Genomic DNA, 23,291 nt, shown 5'->3' on the forward strand with positions numbered 1-23,291 from the left:
CCTCCCCCATGAGTGCAACCCAGGCAGCGCCGGCACGAGACCGGCTGCGTATCGCCATCCAGAAGAGTGGCCGGCTGGCCGAACCCGCCCGCAACCTGCTCAGCGCCTGCGGCCTGAGCTGGCGCGAGAGCCGCGACAAGCTGTTCTGCTACGGCGAATCGCTGCCGGTGGACCTGCTGCTGGTGCGCGACGACGACATCCCCGGCCTGATCGCCGACGGCGTCTGCGACCTCGGCATCGTCGGCCGCAACGAGCTGGACGAACAGGCCGCAGCACGCCGTCAGATCGGCCTGCCTGACGCCTACCAGGCGCTGCGCGGGCTGGGCTTCGGCCAGTGCCGGCTGATGCTGGCGGTGCCCGAGGAATGGCAGTGGCAGGGTCCGGCGCAGCTGGCCGGCACCCGCATCGCCACCAGCTACCCGGCCATCCTCAAGCAGTGGCTGGCCGAGCAGGGCGTGGATGCACAGGTGGTCGAGCTGTCCGGTTCGGTGGAAATCGCCCCGCGCCTGGGCACCGCCGACCTGATCTGTGACCTTGTTTCCAGCGGCGCCACGCTGCGCGCCAACCAGTTGACCCCGGTGCACAACCTGCTCGACAGCGAGGCGGTGCTGGCCGGCGCGGTGCGCGTGCCGGATGACGCACGTGCATCGCTGCGCGCGATGCTGCTGCGCCGCCTCGACGGCGTGGTGCAGCGGCAGGACCGCAAGCTGCTGATGTTCCGTGCCAGCGAAGATCGCGTCGACGCGCTGGCGCAGCTGCTGGCCGATGCCGAGCCGCTGGTGCGGTTGCCGGCCGATGGCGGCGCGCTGCGCCTGCAGACCATGTGTCCCGGCCCGCTGAGCTGGCAGCGCATGGAAGAACTCGAGCGCGCCGGTGCGCAGGGCCTGATGGTGTTGAGCGTGGAGCGGTCGCTGGCATGAACCGTCTGATCTGGTCCCGACTTGATGAGGCTGCGCGCAGCGCGGCATTGACCCGCCCGGTGCAGACCGTGGCGCAGCAGACCCGCGATGCCGTGGCCGCGCTGATCGCGCAGGTGCGTGCACAGGGCGACGATGCGCTGCGTGCGATCACCGCGCGCTTCGATGGTGTCGAGCTGGCCTCGTTTGAAGTTTCCGAAGCCGAATTCGCCGCTGCTGAAGCGGCCGTGCCCGCCGAGCTGCGCCAGGCGATGGTGGACGCCGCCGAACGCATCGCGCGCTTCCACGCCGCCGGCATGGGCAGAGGCTATGCGGTTGAAACCGCCCCGGGCGTGGTCTGCGAACGCATGCTGCGTCCGATCGGCCGGGTGGGCCTGTACGTTCCGGCTGGCAGCGCGCCACTGCCGTCCACCGCATTGATGCTGGGCGTTCCGGCGCAGTTGGCCGGTTGCCCGCAGGTAGTGCTGTGCACGCCGCCGCGCGCCGACGGCAGCGCCGATCCGGCAGTGCTGGTAGCCGCGCGGCTGACCGGCGTGCAGCGCGTGTTCAAGCTGGGCGGCGCGCAGGCGATCGCCGCGATGGCCTATGGCACGGCCAGCATTCCGGCCTGCGACAAGCTGTTCGGGCCCGGCAACAGCTTCGTCACCGAAGCCAAGCAGCAGGTCGCACAGGACGGCGCCGCCGCCATCGACATGCCGGCTGGTCCCTCCGAAGTACTGGTGATCGCCGATGCCGGCGCCAATCCGGCCTTCGTCGCCGCCGACCTGCTGTCGCAGGCCGAGCACGGTCCGGATTCGCAGGTGCTGCTGCTGACCGATGATGCCGCGATGCTGGCGGCGGTTGAAGCCGAGGTGGAGCGCCAGGTGGCCCTGCTGCCGCGCCAGCAGATCGCGCGCCAGGCGCTGTCGGCGTCGCGCCTGATCCAGGTCGATTCGCTGGCCGAGGCCTTCGCGATCAGCAACCGCTACGCGCCCGAGCACCTGATCCTGGCCCTGCGCGATCCGCGCGCGTGGCTGGGAGAGGTGCAGGCAGCCGGCTCGGTGTTCCTCGGCGACTACACGCCCGAGGCACTGGGTGACTATTGCAGCGGCACCAACCACGTACTGCCCACCGCCGGTGCCGCGCGTGCCTACAGTGGCGTGAGCGTGGCGAGCTTCCAGAACCTGATCAGCGTGCAGAGTGCCAGTGCTGCAGGATTGGCGGCAATCGGCGGCTGCGCACGCATCATCGCCCGCGCCGAAGGCCTGGATGCGCACGAGCGTGCAGTGGCCCTGCGCATGGAGGCGGCGGCATGAACGCGTCTATCAATGAGGTGCTCGCACTGGTGCGCCCGGACCTGCAGGCCTTCGCCGGCTACAGTTCGGCGCGCAGCGCGGCGGTGCAGGGCGAGGTCTGGCTGAACGCCAACGAGTCGGCCTGGGCCAATCCGGCTGACGTGGCGGGCAACAGCCGGCGCTATCCGGAACCGCAGCCGTTGGCGTTGCGTGAGGGCCTGGCGGCGCTGTACGGCGTGACGCCGCAGCAGCTGCTGATCGGCCGCGGCAGCGACGAAGCCATCGATCTGCTGGTGCGCGCCCTGTGCGTGCCGGGCCGCGATGGTGTGCTGGTCACGCCGCCGGTGTTCGGCATGTACGCGGTCTGCGCACGCCTGCAGGGTGCCGCACTGATTGAGGTGCCCCTGGTGGACAGCGAAGATGGCCTGCGCGCCGATCTGGATGCGGTGATCGACGCCGCCAGGGCGCGCAATGCCACGCTGGTGTTCCTGTGTGCACCGTCGAACCCGGCTGGCAGTGACATCGCCCTGGACGAGGTCGAACGCGTAGCGGTTGCGTTGCGCGGGCAAGCGCTGGTGGTGGTGGACGAGGCCTATGTCGAGTACGCGCAGCGCCCGTCGGCGACCACGTTGCTGGCCGCACACGCCAACCTGGCGGTGCTGCGCACGCTGTCGAAGGCGCACGCGCTCGCGGCCGCCCGCGTTGGCACCCTGATCGCTGCCCCGGAGCTGATTGCCGTGCTGCGTCGCTGCCAGGCGCCGTACCCGGTGCCGACGCCGTGCGCGGAACTGGCCGTGCAGGCACTGCAGCCGGCCGCGCTGGCACGCACCACCGAGCGCGTGGCCACGGTCATCGCCGAGCGCGAACGCCTGTTCGCGGCGCTGCCGGGCCTGCCCGGCGTTCGCCGCGTGTACCGCTCGTCCGGCAACTACCTGCTGGTCCGCTTCGCTGATGCGCAGGCAGCGTTCGACACCTTGCTGGATGCCGGTGTGGTGGTACGCGACCAGCGCGCCGCGCCGCAGCTGGGTGATGCACTGCGCATCAGTATCGGCAGCCCCGAAGAGAATGACCGCGTGCTTGCGGCCCTGTCGGCGCGGAGGGCCGCAGCATGACCCCGATCCTGTTCATCGACCGCGACGGCACCCTCATCGAGGAGCCGTCCGATTTCCAGATCGACGCCTACGAGAAGCTGCGCTTCGTGCCGCAGGTGATCCCGGCGCTGCTGAAGCTGCGTGATGCCGGCTACCAGTTCGTGATCGTCACCAACCAGGATGGCCTCGGCAGCGACCGCTACCCGCGCGCCAGCTTCGATGGCCCCAACGACCTGATGCTGCAGATCTTCGAGAGCCAGGGCATCACCTTCCGTGACGTGCTGATCGACTGCAGCTGGCCGCAGGACAATGCGCCGACCCGCAAACCGGGCATTGGCCTGATGACCGCCTACCTGCAGGACCGCAGCATCGACTGGGCGCGCTCGGGCATGGTCGGCGACCGCATCACCGACCTGCAGTTCGCCGACAACCTCAACATCCGTGGCTTCCAGCTGCGCACCGAACAGTTCGGTGGCGAGTGGGACTGGCCGGGCATCGCCCACGCGCTGGCCGATGCGCCGCGTACCGCCGTGGTCCAGCGCAACACCAAGGAGACGAAGATCCGCGTTGAACTCGATCTGGACCGTGCCGGCGATGCGTGCATCGCCACCGGACTGCCGTTCTTCGACCACATGCTGGAACAGATCGGCAAGCACGGCGGGTTCGCGCTGGACATCCAGGCCGAGGGCGACCTGCACATCGACGAGCACCACACCATCGAGGACACCGGGCTGGCGCTGGGTCAGGCCCTGCGCGAGGCGCTGGGCGACAAGCGCGGCATCGGCCGCTACGGCTTCACCCTGCCGATGGACGAGACCCTGGCCAGCGCTGCGCTGGACTTCAGCGGCCGCCCCTATTTCGTGTTCGAGGGCGAGTTCAAGCGCGAGCGGGTGGGTGACATGCCGACCGAGCTGGTGCCGCACTTCTTCCGTTCGCTGTGCGATGCCAGCGGTTTGAACCTCAACCTGCAGGTACGGGGCGACAACGACCACCACAAGGTCGAGGCCTGCTTCAAGGCACTGGCGCGCGCGCTGCGCCCGGCATTGGCCCGCCAGGGCACGGCACTGCCGAGTACCAAGGGGGCGTTGTGAGCGACGTTGCGCTGATCGATGCCGGCGGTGCCAACCTGGGCTCGGTGCGCTACGCATTGGAGCGCCTGGGCGCGACGGTGCGGCTGGTGCGCGATGCGGATGGTCTGGTCGGTGCGCAGCGGGTGATCCTGCCCGGCGTCGGCGCCGCCGGTCCCGGCATGCAGCGCCTGCACGCACAGGGCCTGGTGGAGCCGTTGCAACGACTGGAAGTGCCGCTGATGGGCATCTGCCTGGGCATGCAGCTGCTGTTCGAGCGCTCCGAGGAGGCCGGCGTCGAGACACTGGGCTTGATTCCCGGCGTCGTGCGCAAGCTGGTGCCGGCATGCGGCATCCGCGTGCCACACATGGGCTGGAACCGCCTGCTCCCGCTGCGTGAATCGCTGCTGCTGCGCGGTGTGCCGGAGCGCGCCAGCGCCTACTTCGTGCACAGCTATGCGGCGCCACTCAATACCCACACCGTCGCTGCCTGCGACCACGGTGGCCTGTTCACCGCGGTGGTGGAGCAGGGGCGCTACTACGGCGCACAGTTCCATCCCGAGCGCTCCGGCGAGACCGGCTCGCTGATGCTGCGCAACTTCCTCGAGGGCACTGCTGCATGAGTTTCATCGTCTATCCCGCGCTGGATATCCGCGACGGCCGCGTGGTGCGGCTGCGCCAGGGCGACTACGCGCAGGAAACCTCGTATGGCGACGATCCGCTGCCGCGCGCACAGGCCTTTGCCGCGCAGGGCGCGCAGTGGATGCATCTGGTTGACCTGGATGCTGCACGCGCAGGTGGCTACACGCTGGCGCCGCTGTTGGCATCCATTCGCGCGCAGACCCCGCTGCAGGTGCAGACCGGTGGTGGCGTGCGCGGCCGCGACGACGTGGCGCGCATCCTCGACGCCGGCGCCGGCCGCGTGGTGGTGGGTTCGCTGGCAGTACGCCGCCCTGACGAAGTGGTCGGCTGGCTGGAAGAGTTCGGCGCCGAGCGCATCACCATCGCGCTGGATGCCCGCCAGGATGCCCGGGGCCAATGGCAGCTGCCGGTGCACGGCTGGACCGAGAATGCCGGCGTGACCCTGGATGACCTGGCCCAGCGTTATGCGCGTGCCGGCATGCGCCACCTGTTGTGCACCGACATCGCCCGCGACGGCATGCTGGCCGGGCCCAACATCAGCCTCTATCAGCACCTGTCGGCGCTGCTGCCGGGCGTGGCAGTGCAGGCCTCCGGTGGCATCCGTGACGTGGCCGATGTGGCCGAGGCGCGTGCTGCCGGCTGCGGCGGTGCCATCCTCGGCAAGGCCCTGCTGGAGCAGCGCATGGACCTGGGCGAGGCGCTGGCATGTTGAGCCGCCGCATCATTCCGTGCCTGGACGTGCGCGAGGGCCGCGTGGTCAAGGGCGTGCGCTTCCGCGATCACGTCGACATGGGCGACATCGCCGAGTTGGCGCAGCGCTACCGTGACCAGGGCGCCGACGAGCTGGTGTTCTATGACATCGGCGCCAGCCCTGAGGCACGTTCGGTGGACGTGGCCTGGATCGAGCGCATCGCACGCCTGATCGATATTCCGTTCTGCGTGGCCGGTGGCATCGACAGCGTGCAAACCGCGCGCCGCGTGCTGTTCGCCGGTGCCGACAAGGTGTCGATCAACTCGCCGGCGCTGGGCCGCCCGGAGCTGATCACTGAGCTGGCAGATGAGTTCGGCGTGCAGTGCGTGGTGGTGGGTGTGGACTCGGTACGTGAAGCGGACGGCCAGTGGCGGGTACGCCGTTTCAGTGGCGACCCTGACAAGACCCAGGCGGTACCGCTGCGGACCCTGGACTGGATCGTCGAAGCGCAACGGCGTGGCGCTGGCGAGATCGTGCTGAACTGCATGGACAGCGACGGGGTGCGCCGTGGCTACGATGTCGTGCAGCTGCAGCAGGCGCGGGCCCTGTGCCAGGTGCCGCTGATCGCCTCGGGCGGTGCCGGTGCAATGGAACACTTCGCCGAGGCCTTCGACCAGGCCGACGTCGACGGCGCGTTGGCGGCCAGCGTGTTCCACAGCGGCGCCATCGCCATTCCGGAATTGAAGCGCTACCTGCGCGAACAGCAGATCGAGGTGCGGGATGTCTATTGAAGTCAGGCCGTCGCTGGATGCGCTGCAGGCGCTGGACTGGGGCAAGGGCGACGGCCTGCTGCCGGCCGTGGTGCAGGACGCCGATACCCTGCAGGTGCTGATGCTGGGCTATGTCAGCGCCGAATCGCTGGCCGCCACGCTGGCCATCGGCCACATGACCTTCTTCAGCCGCAGCAAGCAGCGGTTGTGGACCAAGGGCGAGCAGTCCGGCAACGTGCTGGTGGTGCAGTCGATCAGCGTCGACTGCGATGCCGATACGCTGCTGGTGATGGCACGCCCGGCGGGGCCAACCTGCCACACCGGTGCCGAGAGCTGTTTCGACCAGGCACCGAAGGACTTCCTGGGCGGGCTGGGCCAGCTGGTGGCGATGCGCGAAGCGCAGCGCCCGCCGGGCAGCTACACCACCAGCCTGTTCGAGGGCGGCATCCGCCGCATCGCGCAGAAGGTGGGCGAGGAGGGCGTGGAGACCGCATTGGCCGCCGTGGCGCAGGATGATGAGGCGCTGCTCGGCGAGGCTTCGGACCTGCTGTACCACCTGCTGGTGCTGCTGCGCGCGCGCGGGCTGTCGCTGGATGATGCGCGGGCGGTGCTGGAAAAGCGTCATCGTTGAGGAAGGCGTGCGGACCAACGGTCCGCACCCACCTCTGCAATGCAGCCGAGCTTGGCTCGGCTCTACAATAGGGGGTCTTCTTCTTTCCCGGACCGCCCATGAAACTGCCTGCCGCCTGGCTGTGCTGCCTGTTGCTGACCTCGCCGGCCTGGGCCGCGGACACCGTGGTCAGCGGCAAGGTCTATCTGGAGCGCGACGGCCGGCCCGGGCGCGGTGCGACCGATCCGGGCCTGGCCGGGGTGCAGGTTTCCAACGGCGAGACCATCGTCAAGACTGCCGCCGACGGCAGCTACAGCCTGCCGGTGCGCGACGGCCAGACCGTGTTCGTGATCAAGCCCGATGCCTACGCCTTCCCGAAGGCGACCGACGGTCTGCCGTCGTTCTGGCGCCACTACCGCCCGAACGGCTCGCCGGCGCTGAAGTACGGTGGCATCGCCGCCACCAGCGATATCACCCGCAACTGGGATTTCGCGCTGCAGGCGGACCGCCATGACAGCCGCCGTGGTTTCCAGATGCTGGTGTTCACCGATTCGCAGACCGCCAGCCTGAAGGACATCGGCTACTACCAGCAGTCGATCGTGGCGCCGCTGGTCGGCCAGACCAAGGCGCGCATGGGCACCACCCTGGGCGACATCGTCAACGACGACCTGGCCCTGTACCCGGCGATCAACAAGGTCACTACCCAGCTTGGCGTGCCGTGGTTCCACGTGCCGGGCAACCACGACCTCGACTTCGATGCGGCCAGCGATGAGCATTCGCTCGACAGCTGGCGCAACATCTACGGCCCGGACACCTACGCGGTGGAGGAGGGCGGCGCCAGTTTCGTGTTCCTGGACGACGTGGTGTACGACCCCAAGGCCAAGCCGAAGTACGTCGGTGGCCTGCGCGAAGACCAGTTCGCTTTTCTCGCCAGCTACCTGAAGGGCCTGCACAAGGACCGCCTGCTGGTGCTGGGCATGCACATCCCGCTGTTCGACGCCGCGCCGGGGCGCGAGACCTTCCGCCATGCCGACCGCCAGCGCCTGTTCGACCTGCTGAAGGACTTCCGCAACGTGCTGGTGCTCAGCGGCCACAGCCACACCCAGCAGCACGTCTACCACGGCAAGGCCGAGGGCTGGAACGGCGACAAGCCGCTGCACGAATACAACGTCGGTGCCAACTGCGGTGCGTTCTGGTCGGGCGTGAAGAATGCCGCTGGCGTGCCGGACAGCACCATGAGCGACGGCACGCCGAAGGGCTACGCATTGCTCGACGTGGCCGGCAACGGCAGCTATCGCCTGCAGTACCGCGTGGCCGGCAAGCCGGCCAGCGAGCAGATCGGCCTGCATGCGCCGAAGGTACTGCGCCAGGGGGCCTATCCGGCGTGGGGTGTCTACGCCAACGTCTACATGGGTGAGGATGCCAGCGTGGTCGAGTACCGCGTTGATGGCGGCGCCTGGCAGCCGATGAAGCAGGTCAGCCAGCCGGACCCGCGCCTGATGGTGGAGAACGTGGCCGACGATCTGGCTGACAGCCTGCGCGGCTACGACCGTTCGCCGGAGGCCACCGCGTCGCCGCACCTGTGGCGTGGCGCGCTGCCGACCGACCTGGCAACAGGCAGCCACAAGGTCGAAGTACGCTCCACCCAGCCTGATGGTGCAGTGTTCACCGCCACCACCAGCTACAGCCTGCAGACTGCCCAGCCCTGACCCCGCGCACCAGCGCTCCAGCGAAAGGACCCCGCATGGATATCCGCTTCATGGCCGGCACCACGCCGGTGACCCTCAGCCGCCACTGGTTCACCGGCGCGATGCTGCTGCAGAGCGCCACCGAGAAGGTCTGGGTGCAGCATCCGCTGCATCCGGGCACCCACTTCTCGTTCTCGCTGGTACAGTCGTGGCTGCGCCACATCGCCGGCCACGAAGTGCTGGTCGAGCGCACCCGGCCGCTGTTGTTCGCCGGCTTCCGTCCGCAGCGCCTGCGCGTGCTGGTGGACGGCGTGCAGGTGGCCGAACAGGAAGGCATGTAGGCCAACCTGAACCATCGGCGCGCTAGGCAAAGCCGCCCCGATGCCTGAGAATCGGGGCGATTCAATCGATCCAAGCAGGCCAGCGTGACCATCGCAGCAGCGTCCCCGGTTTCCTCCGACTCCGCCCGCGGCGGTCTTCCGCGCCGTCTGGTCGTCGCCGACGTCGGCGGCACCTTTGCCCGCCTCGCGCTGGCAGAAACCCGACCTGGCCATGCGCCGCTGCTGGGCAGCCATCGCACCTATGCCTGCGCAGAGCATCCCAGCCTGGCGGCGATCCTGGCCGATTTCACCGCTGGCCTTGGCCAGCCGGTGCAGACCGCGGTGGTCGCCATCGCCGGCCTGCTCGATGGCGATGTGCTGATCAATTCCAACCTGCCGTGGACGGTGACGCTGTCGGCCACCCGCACGCAGTCCGGGCTGCACGAGCTGCAGCTGATCAATGATTTCGAAGCGGTGGCGCTGGCCATCCCGTACCTGCAGCCGGAAACCCTGGTGCCACTGAACGGCGACGCCGATCCGGCGCAGGCGTTCCCGGCACTGGTGCTGGGCGCCGGTACCGGCCTGGGCGCAGCGTTGCGCTTCGCCGATGGCGAGCGTCCGGTGTTGGCCAGCGAGATCGGCCATGCCGCGCTCGGCGCCGGCAACGCGCTGGAACTGCAGGTGCTGGGCAAGTTGCTGCAGCGCTGGGCGCACGTGGACAACGAGCGCGTGCTGTCCGGTAGTGGCCTGATGAACCTGTATCCGTGCCTGTGCGAACTGCGCGGCGTCACCCCGGTGTGGACCAGTACGGAGGCGCTGATCGGCGCCGCGCGCAGCGGAGAAGACGCGCTGGCCGTGGAAACGCTGCAGGTCTTCTGTGCCTGGCTGGGCAGCCTGGCCGGCGACGCGGCGATCGCCGTCGGCGCGCGCTCGGTGTACCTGGCCGGTGGCATTTCCGCGCATGTGCAGGATTTCCTGGCCGATGGCCGCTTCCGTGAGCGCTTCCTCAACAAGGGCGTGCTGACCGAGGTGCTGCGCCAGGTGCCGGTGTGGCGCGTGGAGCATGGCCAGCTGGGCGTGCTCGGCGCAGCGGTCTGGCACGCCGCACGGCAGCCCACGCACGACTGATCGGCAGGGCCGGCATCGGGCCGGTCGTGCATTGCAGACTGGGAGGGGAAGATGGTGGATCGCAGGCAGTTCCTGCAGGCCGGTGCACTGGCCGCAGGCATGGCGGCATTGCCGAGCGTGCAGGCGCGCACGCAGGGTGGGGCCAGGGTGGTCTCCACCTGGGACTTCGGCGTGCCGGCCAACCAGGCCGCATGGAAGGTGCTGGCACAGGGTGGCAGCGCGCTGGATGCGGTGGAGGCGGGTGCACGCTGGGCCGAGAGCGAGCTGTGCAACCCCACCGTCGGCCATTGCGGCAACCCGGATCGCGACGGCGTGCTGAGCCTGGACGCGAGCATCATGGACGGCGATGGCCGTTGTGGTGCAGTGGCCGCGCTGGTCGACATCCTGCATCCGGTGTCGGTGGCCCGCAAAGTGATGGAGAACAGTCTGCACGTGCTGCTGGTGGGCGAGGGCGCGCAGCAGTTCGCGGTGCAGCAGGGTTTCGAGCGCAGGCACCTGCTGACGCCGCAGGCTGAAGCCGCCTGGCGCGAGTGGCTGAAGACCGAGAAGTACCAGCCGCAGATCAACGCCGAGCGCCGTGGTATTCCCGGCAACAGCGACAACCACGACACCATCGGCATGCTGGCACTGGATGCCAAGGGCCATCTGGCCGGTGCCTGCACCACCAGCGGCATGGCGTGGAAACTGCACGGTCGCGTTGGCGACAGTCCGATCATCGGTGCCGGCCTGTACGTCGACAACGACGTCGGCGCGGCCACTGCTTCGGGCGTGGGCGAGGAGATGATCCGCAACGCCGCCTCGTTCCTGGTGGTCGAGCTGATGCGCCAGGGCCGCTCGCCGGCGCAGGCCTGCCGCGAAGCGATCGATCGCGTGGTGCGCAAGCGCCCCGAAGCGAGCAAGACACTGCAGGTGTGCTTCCTGGCCATGAACAAGCAGGGCGAGGTGGGCGCCTACGCGCTGCATCGCGGCTTCGTCTACGCCGTGTGCGATGGGCAGCGCCAGGATGACCTGCGCGACTCGCCGTCGATCTACACGAGCACCCAGGCGTGAGCACGCGGCTGACCCTGGAGGTCGCCAGCAACTCGCTGGCCTCGGCGCTGGCCGCGCAGGCCGGCGGCGCCGACCGCATCGAGCTGTTCGACAACCTGGCCGAGGGCGGCACCACGCCGTCCTTCGCCAGCATCGCGATGGCCCGCGAACGCCTGTCGATTCCGCTGTTCGTGCTGGTGCGGCCGCGCCCGGGCGACTTCCACTACGACGCGCTGGAAACCGAACTGATGCTGCGTGACATCGCGCAGTGCCGCGCGCTGGGCTGCGATGGCGTGGTGATCGGCGCGCTGGATGTGCAGGGCGGGATCGATCTGGCGCTGTGCCGCGAGCTGGTGCAGGCTGCCGGGCCGTTGCAGGTGACCTTCCACCGTGCCTTCGATGCCGCCCGCGATCTGCCGGCGGCGCTCGAGCAGGTGATCGGGCTGGGTTGCCAGCGCGTGCTGACCTCGGGCGGCCAGGTCAGCGCCGAGGCCGGTGCCGATGTGCTGGCACGCCTGGTCAGCCAGGCGGCGGGGCGTATCGCGGTGATGGCCGGCGCCGGATTGGCCCCGGGCAACATCGCAACCGTCGCACGGCATACCGGCTGCACCGAACTGCACGCCTCTGCCAAGGGCCTGCGCCGCTCGGCGATGCAGTTCCAGAACCCGGCGCTGCGCGGCCTGGACCCGGACTGGAACCAGACCGCCACCGCGACCGTGGCCGCCCTGCGGCAAGCGCTGGACGGCGTGGAGTAACCCGCTTATGTAGAGCCGAGCCCGTGCTCGGCTCTGCAACGACGCATTGTTGACCGCTGAATATCATTCAGCGCACGTGTGACGTGGTCGTGTCACATCGCTTACGGCGAGCCGGACGAGTGCCCAGCTATGGTTGCCGATCCACAACCGAGGTGTACCGAGGCGGTGCAGAGCTTAGCTGGGATTCTGAAATGCCTTCCTCGAGCCACCAGTACTCCTCGTATCTGCTTGGGTTCTTGAACTCGTAGATGCTGATGATGCCGAGCAAAGAACAGGGTGAGTCGGCCATGAAATCCCAGCCATCCTTCTCGGCGCAATAGGTCTCGGTCTCTTTCATGAACCATACCCGATACCCCTTTTTAATCACTACATTGATTGCAGTGCTCGTTACATTTGAGAACTCTGATAATGCTGGCATTCTTCACCTCGTTGATTGCTGCAGTTGTCGGCGCTGAGGCGTCTTCCATCGATCACCGGTGATCGTGCTTGGTGCGGTAAACAAATGACCTGCCTTGATAGAGTGCATGACATCTCGATGCGATGTGCATGCAGTGGCGCGATGGGCTGCTTTTCGGGTGGACGTTGGAAAGCCTTTGCATGCAGTTCCGGAAACCGGTGCTGCGCGGTTTGGATCCGACCAGGACGCAGGCCCGCAACGGACAAAACCGTTCCGCGCGCGTCTGTCGCAATCGTGTCATCACTTCGTGCGCTGTTCTCTCAGCGATGTTTCGCAACCCTTTGATTGTTCTGGATGCCGGCAGCCGATAGCGGCGTTCCGCCGGACGTTGCTGCGTTGCCGCATGCCGGGCGTGGTTCAGCTGTGCTTTAGTTTGGATCGATCCACAGGGGAGGTGCCGCATCGGTCCTGAACCGATCCAGGCGCCGGGATCCGTCGTAGTGCCGCGCCACCATCCATCCCGTGCGTCCACACTTTCGAAGAGCAACCACCCATGGCTCAGATCGTCCGCAAGCGTCGTCACCTGCTGTCCCAGGCCCTGCTCCTGGCCCTGTTGCCCCTGGCGGCCAGCGCGCAGGAAGCCACCCGTTCGTCCACCAAGGATCTCGACGCGGTCACCGTCACCGGCTCGCGCATCAAGCGCGCCGGCGTCGAAGGCCCGGCACCGGTCAACGTGATCACCGCCGCGCAGATCCAGAAGGAGGGCTTCGTCAGCGTGTACGACGCGCTGAAGACCCTCACCGAAGCGACCGGCACCGTCGAAGCTGCTTCGCAATGGGGCTCGCACACCCCCAATGCCAGCGGCCTGAACCTGCGCGGGATGGGCCCGAACCGCTCGCTGCTGCTGGTCAACGGCCGTCGCGTGGCCGACTACCCGCTGCCCTATGGCGGCGAAACCAACTTCTCCAACTACGGCAACATTCCGGCCGCGGCGGTGGAACGCATCGAAGTGCTGACCGGTGGTGCCTCGGCCATCTATGGCTCCGATGCGATCGCCGGCGTGGTCAACGTCATCCTGAAAACCAACTACGACGGCGACGAAGTGCGCGTGCGTGGTGGTACCTCCACCGAGGGAGGGCGCGATACCTGGGACCTGTCCTGGGCCGGCGGCAAGACCGGCGACAACTGGAGCGTGACCTACGCGCTGCAGTACACCAAGCGCGATCCGCTGTTCGGGCGTGATCGCCCGCAGATGGACGATGCCGACGATGCACCGTACGCGTCCTGGAACATGGAACAACGCAAGGTCGGGTTCCGTCCCACCGCCGGCCTGGCACTGATCGATCCGACCACCGGCCAGCGCCACCTGCGGGCACCTGCGAGAAGTTCAACGGCGAGTACTACACCGCCGATCGGCTGGTCTACAACTACGCCGCCAACACCATCAGCAACACCGGCCGCCTGTGCGGCATGAGCGCCGACTACACCAACTGGCTGCTCACCGGCGGTGCCGAGAACGTGTCCGGCAACCTGTATGCCACCTTCGATTTCAGCAATGACCTGCAGGCCTGGACCAACCTGGCGGTGTACCGCTCTGAAGCGATCTGGGGCACCAATCCGCCCAGCGTGTCGCTGATCGACGATGACAACGGCTACTACTGGGATGCCAACCGCAACCGCCCGATCCTCGGCGTGCGCCAGTTCACCCCGAACGAAGTCGGCGGCCTGGGTACGCTGCGCAATACCAACCGTGAACTGTCCTGGGACTGGAGCGCGGGTCTGCGCGGGCGCCTGGCCGACCGCTTCGACTGGAGCGCCACGGTGGGGCGCTCCTACTACCGCGTGGAAGAGCGGCAGAACGTGGTCGACAAGCAGAAGTCGTACGACTACTTCCTCGGTCCGCGCCTGGGTACGACCGCTGACGGCGAGGCGATCTACGCGTTGAACGAATCGCGCTGGTGGAACCCGCTGACGCCGGACCAGTACTGGCAGATGGGCACCGTCGCGAAGAATCGCGCAACGTCCTGGGTCAACCAGGCCTCGGCGGATATCACCGGCGAACTGTTCCAGGGTTGGGCCGGTCCGATCTCGTTCGCCGCCGTGGCCGAAGTCGCGCAGCAGGGCTATCACCTCAGCCCCGACCCGCGCGCTGGCATCGATTTCGACCTGCAGAACGTCGATCGCGGTGGCGGCGAGCGCACCCGCTATTCGGCTGGTGTCGAGTTCAAGATCCCGCTGCTGGACAGCGTGACCGCCACTGCGGCCGCGCGCTACGACCGCTATGGCAACTACAAGGCTGACAACAGCGGCGAAGCGCTGGACATCGGCAGCCAGAAGGAAACCACCTGGAATGTCGGTCTGGAATGGCGTCCGATCGAAGCGCTGCTGGTGCGCGGCTCCTATGCCACCAGCTTCCATGCGCCGGACATGCACTACCTGCTGGGCCAGCCGAGCAGTTCGGAAGTACAGACCTATGACCGTCTGCGCTGCATCCAGAGTGGTGCCTACCTGGTCAACAACTGTGGCGTGGGCAACACCGATGTCTGGTACACGTTCGACGTGAACCGGCGTGGCACGCCGCTGCTGCGCTCGGAGACCGGTGATTCGTGGACGGTCGGCTTCGTCTGGGACGTGATGCCGAACCTGTCGGTCAGCGCGGACTACTGGGCGATCAAGCTGGAAGACATGATCGTCGACGTCGGCGCCGATGAGGTGCTGGCCAGCGAAGCCGGCTGCCTGACCGGCAAGAACATGGACGGTACGCCGTGGGCCAACCCGGCCGGTGGCGAGTACTGCGCCGGCATCCTGGCCCGCGTGAACCGTGACAGCAACGGTCGCCTGGTCTCGATCGAGCGCGGCCCGTTCAACCTGGCCAGCCGCGAGGTGCGCGGCATCGACCTGACCGCACGCTACCGGCTGGAGACCGCCCAGTGGGGCAGCTTCCAGCTGGGGGTGAACTACACCAACCAGATCTCGACCAAGGAACAGCGCTACGCCGCCGACCCGAATCCGGAACGCCGCGATCGCGACCTGCGCAGCAAGCTGCGCGCGAGCCTGGCCTGGCAGCGCGGCAACTGGAACGCCAACGTCTATGCCGACCGCATCGGTTCGGTGCCGGGCGTGCGCTACCACTGGGGCACCGATCGCCTGGACAACCCCGGTGGCTGCCTGCCGTTCGCCGATGGCTACGTGCCCAGTGACAGCCCGTCGCTGAACTGCCTGGAGCCGGCGCGGCTGCCGGATGGTTCGGTGAACCCGAACCCCAATGCCGGCCAGCAGACCTCGCGCTACTTCGGCCGGGTCGGACCGTTCATTACCTGGAACTTCAACGTGGGCTACCAGGTGACCGAGCACGCCAAGGTCAATGTCTACGTCAACAACGTGTTCAATTCGGCCAGCTGGAACCACAAGGACCCGTACAAGCTGGATTACGACTTCGCCCCGACCCGGTTGCTGGGTGCGGTCGGCCGCGAGTTCGCGTTGGAGTACGTGTTCACCTTCTGAGGCGGACAGCGGGGGCGTCGGGCCTTGATCCGCAAGGCGCCCCCATCCGCCCGGTAGATCCACGCCATGCGTGGATGAACCCCTTCATGAACCCCGGGGTGGCTGGATTTGACCTTCCCACGATGGCAAGGTTTAGCCTGTCCGCATCCAGAAGGAATCCCCGGGAATCCGATCATGAACGCGCCCCGCGTCGCCGCAATCCCCGCCAGCCCCTCCACCATCAGCCTGCCCATCGAGGGCATGACCTGCGCCAGCTGCGTGGGCAGGGTCGAAGCAGCACTGTCCAGGGTCGAAGGCGTGGGCAGTGTCTCGGTGAACCTGGCCACCGAGCGGGCGGACATCCGTCCATCGGGTCCGGTCGATCGCGCGGCGCTGATCCAGGCGGTGGAGCGGGTGGGCTATGACGTGCCGGCCGGTACCATCGAGTTGTCGGTCGAGGGCATGACCTGCGCGTCCTGCGTGGGCCGCGTTGAACGTGCGCTGTTGGCCGTGCACGGCGTCAGCCAGGCCAGCGTCAACCTGGCCACCGAGCGCGCGACGGTGCGTGGCGTGGCGGATGCTGCGTCGCTGGTCGCCGCCATCGACAAGGCCGGCTATGACGCACGCGTGATCGAGGCGGGTGTGCAGTCCGATGACGAGGCCGCAGAAAAGAAGGAGGCCGAGCGTGCGGAACTGAAGCGCGATCTGATCCTGGCCATCGCGCTGGCATTGCCGGTGTTCGTGCTGGAAATGGGCTCGCACCTGATCCCTGGCATGCACGAATGGGTGATGTCCACGATCGGCATGCAGGCCAGCTGGTACCTGCAGTTCGTGCTGACCGCGCTGGTGCTGGCCATCCCGGGCCGCCGTTTCTACCAGAAGGGCGTGCCCGCATTGCTGCGGCGTGCGCCGGACATGAACTCGCTGGTGGCGGTGGGTACCGCCGCGGCCTTCGGTTACTCGGTGGTGGCGACATTCCTGCCGAAGCTGTTGCCGGCGGGCACGGTGAACGTCTACTACGAAGCCGCGGCGGTGATCGTCGCGCTGATCCTGCTCGGCCGCTTCCTTGAGGCGCGGGCCAAGGGTCGTACCTCCGACGCGATCAAACGCCTGGTCAACCTGCAGGCCAAGGTCGCCCATGTGATCCGTGACGGCCGCACGGTCGATATCCCGGTCAATGAAGTGCTGAGTGGCGACGTGGTGGAAGTGCGTCCGGGCGAGCGCGTGCCGGTCGATGGCGAGGTGGTTGAAGGCCGCAGCTACATCGATGAGTCGATGATCAGTGGTGAGCCGATCCCGGTCGAGAAGCAGCCGGGCAGCAGCGTGGTGGGTGGCACGGTCAACCAGAAGGGCGCGCTGACGGTACGCGCGACGGCGGTGGGGGCGCAGACGATGCTGGCGCAGATCATCCGCATGGTCGAACAGGCGCAGGGTTCGAAACTGCCGATCCAGGCGGTGGTCGACAAGGTCACCCTGTGGTTCGTGCCGGCGGTGATGCTGGCTGCATTGGCGACCTTCGCCGTCTGGTTGATCTTCGGGCCCTCGCCGGCGCTGAGCTTTGCGCTGGTCAATGCGGTGGCGGTGCTGATCATTGCCTGCCCATGCGCGATGGGCCTGGCCACGCCGACCTCGATCATGGTCGGTACCGGTCGTGGTGCTGAAATGGGCGTGCTGTTCCGCAAGGGCGAGGCGCTGCAGCTGCTGAAGGACGCGCAGGTGGTGGCGGTGGACAAGACCGGCACGCTGACCCAAGGGCGCCCGCGCCTGACCGATCTGGAGATTGCTGCCGGCTTCGATCGCAACACGGTGCTGGCGGCAGTTGCCGCGGTGGAGTCGCGCTCGGAGCATCCGATCGCCCGCGCGATTGTTGATGCCGCGACCGGGCAGGGCATCGCGTTGCCGGCCATGGTCGACTTCGAATCGGTCACCGGCATGGGCGTGCGCGCCGGTGTCGAGGGTGCACGCGTGGAGGTCGGTGCCGATCGCTTCATGCGCGATCTGGGCGTGGACATCACTGCATTCGCAGCATTGGCGGCGGAACTTGGCACGCAGGGCAAGTCGCCGATGTACGCGGCCATCGATGGACGCCTGGCCGCGATCATCGCGGTGTCCGATCCGATCAAGCCGAGCACGCCGGCGGCGATCGCCGCACTGCATCAGTTGGGCCTGAAGGTGGCGATGATCACCGGTGACAATGCCGGCACCGCGCAGGCGATCGCACGCCAGCTCGGCATCGATGAAGTCGTGGCCGAGGTGCTGCCGGAAGGCAAGGTCGAAGCGGTGCGCCGCCTGAAGGCCACGCACGGCCACGTCGCCTTCGTTGGTGACGGCATCAACGATGCGCCGGCACTGGCCGAGGCCGATGTCGGCCTGGCGATCGGCACCGGCACCGATATCGCGGTGGAGTCCGCCGACGTGGTGCTGATGTCGGGCAACCTGCAGGGCGTGCCGAATGCCATCGCGCTGTCGAAGGCAACGCTGGGCAACATCCGGCAGAACCTGTTCTGGGCGTTCGCCTACAACACCGCGTTGATCCCGGTAGCGGCCGGCGTGCTGTACCCGGTCTGGGGCGTACTGCTGTCGCCGGTGTTCGCGGCCGGTGCGATGGCGCTGTCCAGCGTGTTCGTGCTGGGCAACGCGCTGCGCCTGCGCCGCTTCCAGCCGCCGATGGCGGATGCCGCCGTTGCCACCCACTGAAGGAGATCCGCATGAACATCGGTGAAGCCGCCAAGGCCTCCAGCGTGTCGGCGAAGATGATCCGCTACTACGAGCAGATCGGCCTGATCCCCGCGGCCGATCGCACCGAATCGGGTTACCGCGCGTATTCGCAGGCGGATATCCACCGCCTGCGCTTCATCCGCCGCGCACGCGATCTCGGCTTCCAGGTGGCCGAGATCACCGATCTGCTCGGTCTCTGGAACGACACCTCGCGGCACAGTGCCGACGTCAAGCACCTGGCCGAACAGCATATTGCCGATCTGGAACAGCGCATCGAGCACATGCGGCAGATGGCCGACACGCTGAAATCGCTGATCAGTTGCTGTGCGGGCGACGAGCGCCCGGAATGCCCGATCCTGCAGCGGCTGGGTGAGAACGATGAGACGCCGGTGCCGGTCGATACCGCGAAGACCGGCGCGGTGCGGCGACGCGTACAGAAGCATTGAATCGATATCGCATGCACTGAAAAGCCCGCCCTGTGACAGAGCACGGGGCGGGCTTCGTTGTGGATGCCGGGCAGGGGATCAGGCGCTGCGCGGCGGGAAACCGGCATCGTTCACCGCGGCGAACACCTGTTCCTGCGACGCGGTGGTCTGCACCTTGACCAGGCCGGTCGGTGGGTCGGCCACCACGCTGGCGTTCGGATCGATCTGCTGGATCGCGCGGGTCACGCTGCGCGCGCAGCCGCCGCAGGTCATGCCGTCGACATGGAATTCCATCTGTAGCTCCTTCGGTGCTCTTGGGATGGGACCAGTGTGCACCTTCCAACGATGGCAGGGTCAAGCGCTGGACTGAATGGCAACGCACCAACGAAAACGCACCAATGAACACGCACCAATGAAAACGGCAGCCACCTGTACCAGCGCGGCTGCCGTGGAGGAACGTCCCCGCCGGGGCGGAGCGCGGGTTGCGCCGGGGCGGGCCCGGGCAACCCGGTACGGGCTTAGAACTTCCAGTTCACGCCGAAATACAGCTGGCGGCCGGCGTACAGGTTGGACAGCAGGCGGGCCTGGCTGTCGTTGCCGATGTAGCTGCGCAGCTCGGACTTGGTGGCGTTCAGCACGGCAGCCGTGACCGTCCAGTCCGGGGTGAGGTTGTAGGCCACGTTCAGGTCAAGCTGGCTGTACGGCTTGGTGTAGGTGGTCATGCCATTGTTCAGTCCGCCGACCACTTCGCCACGCCGGTTGTACGAAGCACGTGCCAGGAACTTGTCGTTCTCGTAGAACACGGTCACGTTGGCCTGGTTCTTGGCACTGCCGACCAGCGGCGATGAGCCGATTTCCTCGCCGTCCAGCACGATCGAGGCCAGGTTGGTGTCGTTGTAGGTGTAGTTGGCCTGCACACCCAGACCGAAGTCGAACGTGTACTGGCCATACAGTTCCACGCCCTGCGACACGCCATCGCGGCCGTTGGCCTGGGTCTCGTACTTCTGCACGGTCACCGACTGCCCACCGACATTCATCTGCTGGTCGCGCACCACCGGCACGGTGAAGTTGTCCACGTTCTTGCGGAACAGCGAAACACCTGCGACCGCGCCCGGCTTGAAGTACCACTCCAGGCCAAGGTCGAACTGGACCGCCTTGAAGGGCTCCAGCGCCTTGTTGCTGCCCGAGCCGTACCAGCCGGGCGTGTCGGTGCCGCCGGTGACACGGCGATCGTTGGCGTACTCCTCGCTGATGTAACGCAGGCCGCCAGGGTAGGCGATGCTGGTGTAGCTCGGGCGCGCGACCACCTTCGATGCCGCGCCGCGCAGCACCAGGTTATCGGTGATGTCCCAGGCGATGTTGAAGCTGGGCAGCACGTCGGTATAGGTCTTTTCCAGCGACGACAGGGCGTACACCTTGTCGCGCACCTGGGGGTCAGGGAGGCGGACGAAGCCACCCTGGCAGCGCAGGTTCGGATCGGCGGCCGGATCATCGCAGCTCATCGGCGCGCCGCTGGCGTTGTCGACGAAGTAATCGTTGAAGCGCTCGACCGAATCGCTGGACTGGGCGAACTGCTTGGTGCGCACCACGCGCACGCCGATGTTGCCGCGGACGCGCTCGGTGCGGAAGTTGGCCTGGAAGTATCCGGAGTAGATCTTTTCGTTGACGTCGTAGACGAAGTCTTCCTCGGTACGATTGTGCGAGCCGCCGTAGGTCTTGTTCAGGTAATCGATGTAGGCCGGGTAGTTGATGCCCGGGAACACGTTGGCGTTGAAGGCGCCGGTGATGTTGCTGATCGGGTTGGACAGGAAGAAGCCCGGCTGCGCATCGCCTGCGGTCGGATCGCAACCGGCCTGGTAGCGATTGTTGTCATAGTCGGACGGGTCCAGCCCCGGGCATACCCAGTAGGTGTTGCCGGTATTGCGGTGGACCTTGCCATCGCGGTACTTGGCGCCGAACTGGATCGAGTCCAGCCAGCCGGCCTCGAACAGTTTGGTGACGTCTGCCTGGAAGTAGTTCTGCTTGACCTCCGTCTGCATCCACGACGAGTCGGTCGAGCCGGTATCGACTTCCGCGACGCCAGCCATCAACTGCTGCTGCAGGTCCGGCGAGAACTGCACCGACGGCGTGCCGGTCAGGTCCCACGCGGTGTACTGGTTGCCGGACTGCCACTGGTTGCCGACCTTGCGGCGCGGCTTGGCCGACATGCGGAAGTTCATCGACGGGCCACCTTCGGACCAAGTGCGGCCACCGGTGAACGAGGCCTTCCACAGCGGGCTGATGTCCCAGTCGATGGTCAGGTCAGCGGTCTGCGACAGCGCCTTCTCCTTGCTGTAGCCGCCGGTGAGCTGCGGGGTGGGGATGGTGCAGTCGTCCGGGCCCCAGCCGCCGGGCTTGAGGCCGGCGGCCGCCGCTTCATCCTCGCTGCAGTAGTAGGTCTTTCCCGCCAGCTTCTGGTACTGCGCGCCAGTAACGATGCTGCCACTCGGGTCGAAGTCCAGGCCGTTGAGCAGGCGGCCGCCGGCCCAGTTGCCGTCCTGGTTGTAACGGGCCAGGTTCCACTCCGGCACCTTCAGCATGTTCTGCGTGTAGTCGCCCTGCAGTTCGAAGCGGAAGTAGTTGGCCGTCATCGTAACGTTGTCGACCGGCTTGAACTGGAAGGTCAGCTGCCCGCCCTTGCGCTCGCGCTTCTCTTCCTTCACTGCGAAGTTCACCGAGGTCGGCATGAAGAACTCGCTGTAGTTCTTGCCGGCCTGGTTGTTGAAGCCGGACTGGCCCCACCAGTAGTGAATGCCATCCTGTTCCAGCAGATTGCCGTTGGCATCGCGGGCCGTGGTGCCGTTGCCGTACCACTGGTAGTCCTCGGTGCTGGCTTCCATGGTGCGGGTGGTGCGGTTCTGCTGGGTCACGCCGACCAGCACGCCGAAGCGCTCATCCTTGCTGTGCCATGAGTACAGCGCCGACACCTGCGGATCGACATCGTGGCTGGTGTCGGAGGTGGTGCCCTCCAGGTTCACGTAGCCGGAGTTGGATTCCATGTCGAGCGGGCGCCGGGTATGCAGGATGACCGTGCCGCCGATGCCGCCTTCGTCGATGCGCGCTTCCGGCGACTTGAACAGCTCGGCGCTGGACAGCATGTTCGACGGCAGCAGGGTGTAGTTGAAGGAGCGGGTCGCTTCGTTGTTGGTTTCCGAGGAGGCGACGAAGTTGCCGTTCAACTGGGTCAGGGTCAGGTCCGGCGCAAGGCCGCGCACGCTGACACTCTTGCCCTCACCACCGCTGCGGGTGATGACGACGCCGGGCACGCGCTGCAGTGCGTCGGCGACGTTCTTGTCGGGGAACTTGCCGACGTCCTCGGCGGTGATCACTTCGACCACCGCGTTGGCATCGCGCTTCTGTGACAGGCTCTTCTCAATGGCGTAGCGGTAGCCGGTGACCTGGACGCTGTCCAGGTTGGTGGCCTCCTGCGAGCCGGTGGAGGTGGCCTGCTGCGCGGCGGCGCCAGCCGGAATGACGGCGGCGACCAGGGCCAGCGCGATGGCCAGTGACAATGCGTCCTGGCCGTGCGTACGTGTTGAATGCTTCATTCCCATCTCTCCCTCTCTCCTGGATTGATCCGGTGACGTGGCACGGACAACTTGAATCGATCTAATTTGAAGTGACTTTGTCGCTGTCGCCATGCAGTGGCAGTAGCACCGCGCACGTGGCCTGGTACGTCCTGTTGCTGCTCCCCCAACTCCCGGCCATCGCAGCGTCGTCTTGGATCGATCTAAGCGATGGGCGGGCGATTTTTAGCATGGGTCGCCCGTGGGCGCATGCTGCTCCGCAATATGGTACTGGCGTGGCGAAGGGATGACGGTTTGCTGAAATCAGTGAAATCGTTTTCGTGCGCAGGGGAGGGTGGGTCGGCAGGGCTGCGCCCTGCACCTGCCGAAGCCAGGGCAACGGCCAAAGCCAAAGCCAAAGCCAAAGCGGCTCTGGGTTGTCTGTGTGTTGGGCGGGGCGGTGTCGGATTGCGGGGACGCCGTAAACCCGTCCATGGGGGCTTGGCCGCGGCATCCATGCCGCGGACACCCCGCAATCCGACACCGCCCCGCCTTCGACAGTTTCCCGGTGACGGTTGGATTGGCCCTGGAATCACGTGGGGTGATGGGGTCAGAACCGTTTTCCTTTGGAAAACGGATCTGACCCCGATTGATTTCGTTATCCGTCAGAGATTCATCCGTTGCAGATCGCGGAAATCTGTCGAAGGCGGGGTGGGTCCGGTTGCGGGGGCGTGAGCCGCA

General features: G+C 67.0%; 18 protein-coding genes and 1 pseudogene. 16 read left to right on the forward strand and 3 right to left on the reverse strand.

Annotated features, from left to right (window positions below; all coding sequences use genetic code 11):
* The first annotated feature begins 8 nt into the window (after positions 1–8).
* The 13 genes from hisG (at position 9) to ACUZUJ_RS09990 (ending at position 11,982) form a co-directional block, all read left to right on the forward strand.
* Positions 9–920, forward strand: a complete 912-nt coding sequence (gene hisG, locus ACUZUJ_RS09930) for an ATP phosphoribosyltransferase (RefSeq protein WP_010482592.1) — start codon at positions 9–11, stop codon at positions 918–920.
* On the forward strand, positions 917–2,212 hold the full coding sequence (hisD, locus tag ACUZUJ_RS09935; protein ID WP_049444886.1) for a histidinol dehydrogenase: 1,296 nt from the start codon (positions 917–919) through the stop codon (positions 2,210–2,212). Before hisG ends, hisD begins: the two co-directional genes overlap by 4 nt.
* Positions 2,209–3,303 carry a histidinol-phosphate transaminase gene (hisC, locus tag ACUZUJ_RS09940; protein ID WP_049444888.1) on the forward strand — a complete coding sequence of 365 codons (1,095 nt, stop codon included), beginning with the start codon at positions 2,209–2,211 and terminating at the stop codon, positions 3,301–3,303. Before hisD ends, hisC begins: the two co-directional genes overlap by 4 nt.
* Positions 3,300–4,373 (forward strand): bifunctional histidinol-phosphatase/imidazoleglycerol-phosphate dehydratase HisB, encoded by a 1,074-nt coding sequence (gene hisB, locus ACUZUJ_RS09945; RefSeq protein ID WP_049444890.1) that lies wholly within the window; start codon positions 3,300–3,302, stop codon positions 4,371–4,373. Before hisC ends, hisB begins: the two co-directional genes overlap by 4 nt.
* The gene (gene hisH / locus ACUZUJ_RS09950) at positions 4,370–4,972 is read left to right on the forward strand and encodes an imidazole glycerol phosphate synthase subunit HisH (protein ID WP_024956882.1); all 603 of its coding nucleotides are present in this window, start codon (positions 4,370–4,372) and stop codon (positions 4,970–4,972) included. Before hisB ends, hisH begins: the two co-directional genes overlap by 4 nt.
* On the forward strand, positions 4,969–5,703 hold the full coding sequence (gene hisA / locus ACUZUJ_RS09955; RefSeq protein WP_049444892.1) for a 1-(5-phosphoribosyl)-5-[(5-phosphoribosylamino)methylideneamino]imidazole-4-carboxamide isomerase: 735 nt from the start codon (positions 4,969–4,971) through the stop codon (positions 5,701–5,703). The genes hisH and hisA overlap by 4 nt, the downstream gene beginning before the upstream one ends.
* Positions 5,697–6,473: an imidazole glycerol phosphate synthase subunit HisF gene (hisF, locus tag ACUZUJ_RS09960; protein WP_049444893.1), complete on the forward strand. Its 777-nt coding sequence runs from the start codon at positions 5,697–5,699 to the stop codon at positions 6,471–6,473. The genes hisA and hisF overlap by 7 nt, the downstream gene beginning before the upstream one ends.
* Positions 6,463–7,083: a bifunctional phosphoribosyl-AMP cyclohydrolase/phosphoribosyl-ATP diphosphatase HisIE gene (hisIE, locus tag ACUZUJ_RS09965; RefSeq protein ID WP_014037012.1), complete on the forward strand. Its 621-nt coding sequence runs from the start codon at positions 6,463–6,465 to the stop codon at positions 7,081–7,083. Before hisF ends, hisIE begins: the two co-directional genes overlap by 11 nt.
* A 98-nt stretch (positions 7,084–7,181) precedes the next feature.
* Positions 7,182–8,771 carry a calcineurin-like phosphoesterase C-terminal domain-containing protein gene (locus ACUZUJ_RS09970; RefSeq protein WP_049444895.1) on the forward strand — a complete coding sequence of 530 codons (1,590 nt, stop codon included), beginning with the start codon at positions 7,182–7,184 and terminating at the stop codon, positions 8,769–8,771.
* A gap of 35 nt (positions 8,772–8,806) precedes the next feature.
* Positions 8,807–9,091, forward strand: a complete 285-nt coding sequence (locus tag ACUZUJ_RS09975; protein ID WP_005409434.1) for a hypothetical protein — start codon at positions 8,807–8,809, stop codon at positions 9,089–9,091.
* 84 nt (positions 9,092–9,175) lie between these two features.
* A complete protein-coding gene (locus tag ACUZUJ_RS09980; RefSeq protein WP_049444897.1) occupies positions 9,176–10,198 on the forward strand; it encodes a glucokinase in 1,023 nt (340 codons plus the stop codon).
* 51 nt (positions 10,199–10,249) lie between these two features.
* The gene (locus ACUZUJ_RS09985; RefSeq protein ID WP_049444899.1) at positions 10,250–11,248 is read left to right on the forward strand and encodes a glycosylasparaginase; all 999 of its coding nucleotides are present in this window, start codon (positions 10,250–10,252) and stop codon (positions 11,246–11,248) included.
* Positions 11,245–11,982: a copper homeostasis protein CutC gene (locus ACUZUJ_RS09990; protein ID WP_049444901.1), complete on the forward strand. Its 738-nt coding sequence runs from the start codon at positions 11,245–11,247 to the stop codon at positions 11,980–11,982. The genes ACUZUJ_RS09985 and ACUZUJ_RS09990 overlap by 4 nt, the downstream gene beginning before the upstream one ends.
* A gap of 127 nt (positions 11,983–12,109) precedes the next feature.
* Here the strand turns inward: ACUZUJ_RS09990 and ACUZUJ_RS09995 are convergent, their stop codons facing one another.
* The gene (locus tag ACUZUJ_RS09995) at positions 12,110–12,319 is read right to left on the reverse strand and encodes a hypothetical protein (RefSeq protein WP_197621925.1); all 210 of its coding nucleotides are present in this window, start codon (positions 12,317–12,319) and stop codon (positions 12,110–12,112) included.
* A gap of 613 nt (positions 12,320–12,932) precedes the next feature.
* Here ACUZUJ_RS09995 and ACUZUJ_RS10000 point away from each other — a divergent pair.
* From ACUZUJ_RS10000 to cueR, 3 genes and pseudogenes are all read left to right on the forward strand, one after another.
* Positions 12,933–15,883 (forward strand): annotated as a pseudogene (locus ACUZUJ_RS10000) (TonB-dependent receptor plug domain-containing protein).
* A 174-nt stretch (positions 15,884–16,057) separates the two neighbouring features.
* A complete protein-coding gene (locus tag ACUZUJ_RS10005; RefSeq protein WP_049444907.1) occupies positions 16,058–18,559 on the forward strand; it encodes a heavy metal translocating P-type ATPase in 2,502 nt (833 codons plus the stop codon).
* A gap of 11 nt (positions 18,560–18,570) precedes the next feature.
* Positions 18,571–19,026 carry a Cu(I)-responsive transcriptional regulator gene (gene cueR / locus ACUZUJ_RS10010; protein ID WP_049444908.1) on the forward strand — a complete coding sequence of 152 codons (456 nt, stop codon included), beginning with the start codon at positions 18,571–18,573 and terminating at the stop codon, positions 19,024–19,026.
* A 78-nt stretch (positions 19,027–19,104) separates the two neighbouring features.
* Here the strand turns inward: cueR and ACUZUJ_RS10015 are convergent, their stop codons facing one another.
* Both ACUZUJ_RS10015 and ACUZUJ_RS10020 read right to left on the reverse strand, forming a co-directional pair.
* Positions 19,105–19,299, reverse strand: coding sequence for a heavy-metal-associated domain-containing protein (locus ACUZUJ_RS10015; RefSeq protein WP_049444910.1), 195 nt, complete (start codon positions 19,297–19,299; stop codon positions 19,105–19,107).
* A 224-nt stretch (positions 19,300–19,523) separates the two neighbouring features.
* A complete protein-coding gene (locus ACUZUJ_RS10020; RefSeq protein WP_049444913.1) occupies positions 19,524–22,598 on the reverse strand; it encodes a TonB-dependent receptor in 3,075 nt (1,024 codons plus the stop codon).
* Between the last annotated feature and the right edge of the window lie 693 nt (positions 22,599–23,291).

This window comes from Stenotrophomonas sp. S4, assembly GCF_054187805.2.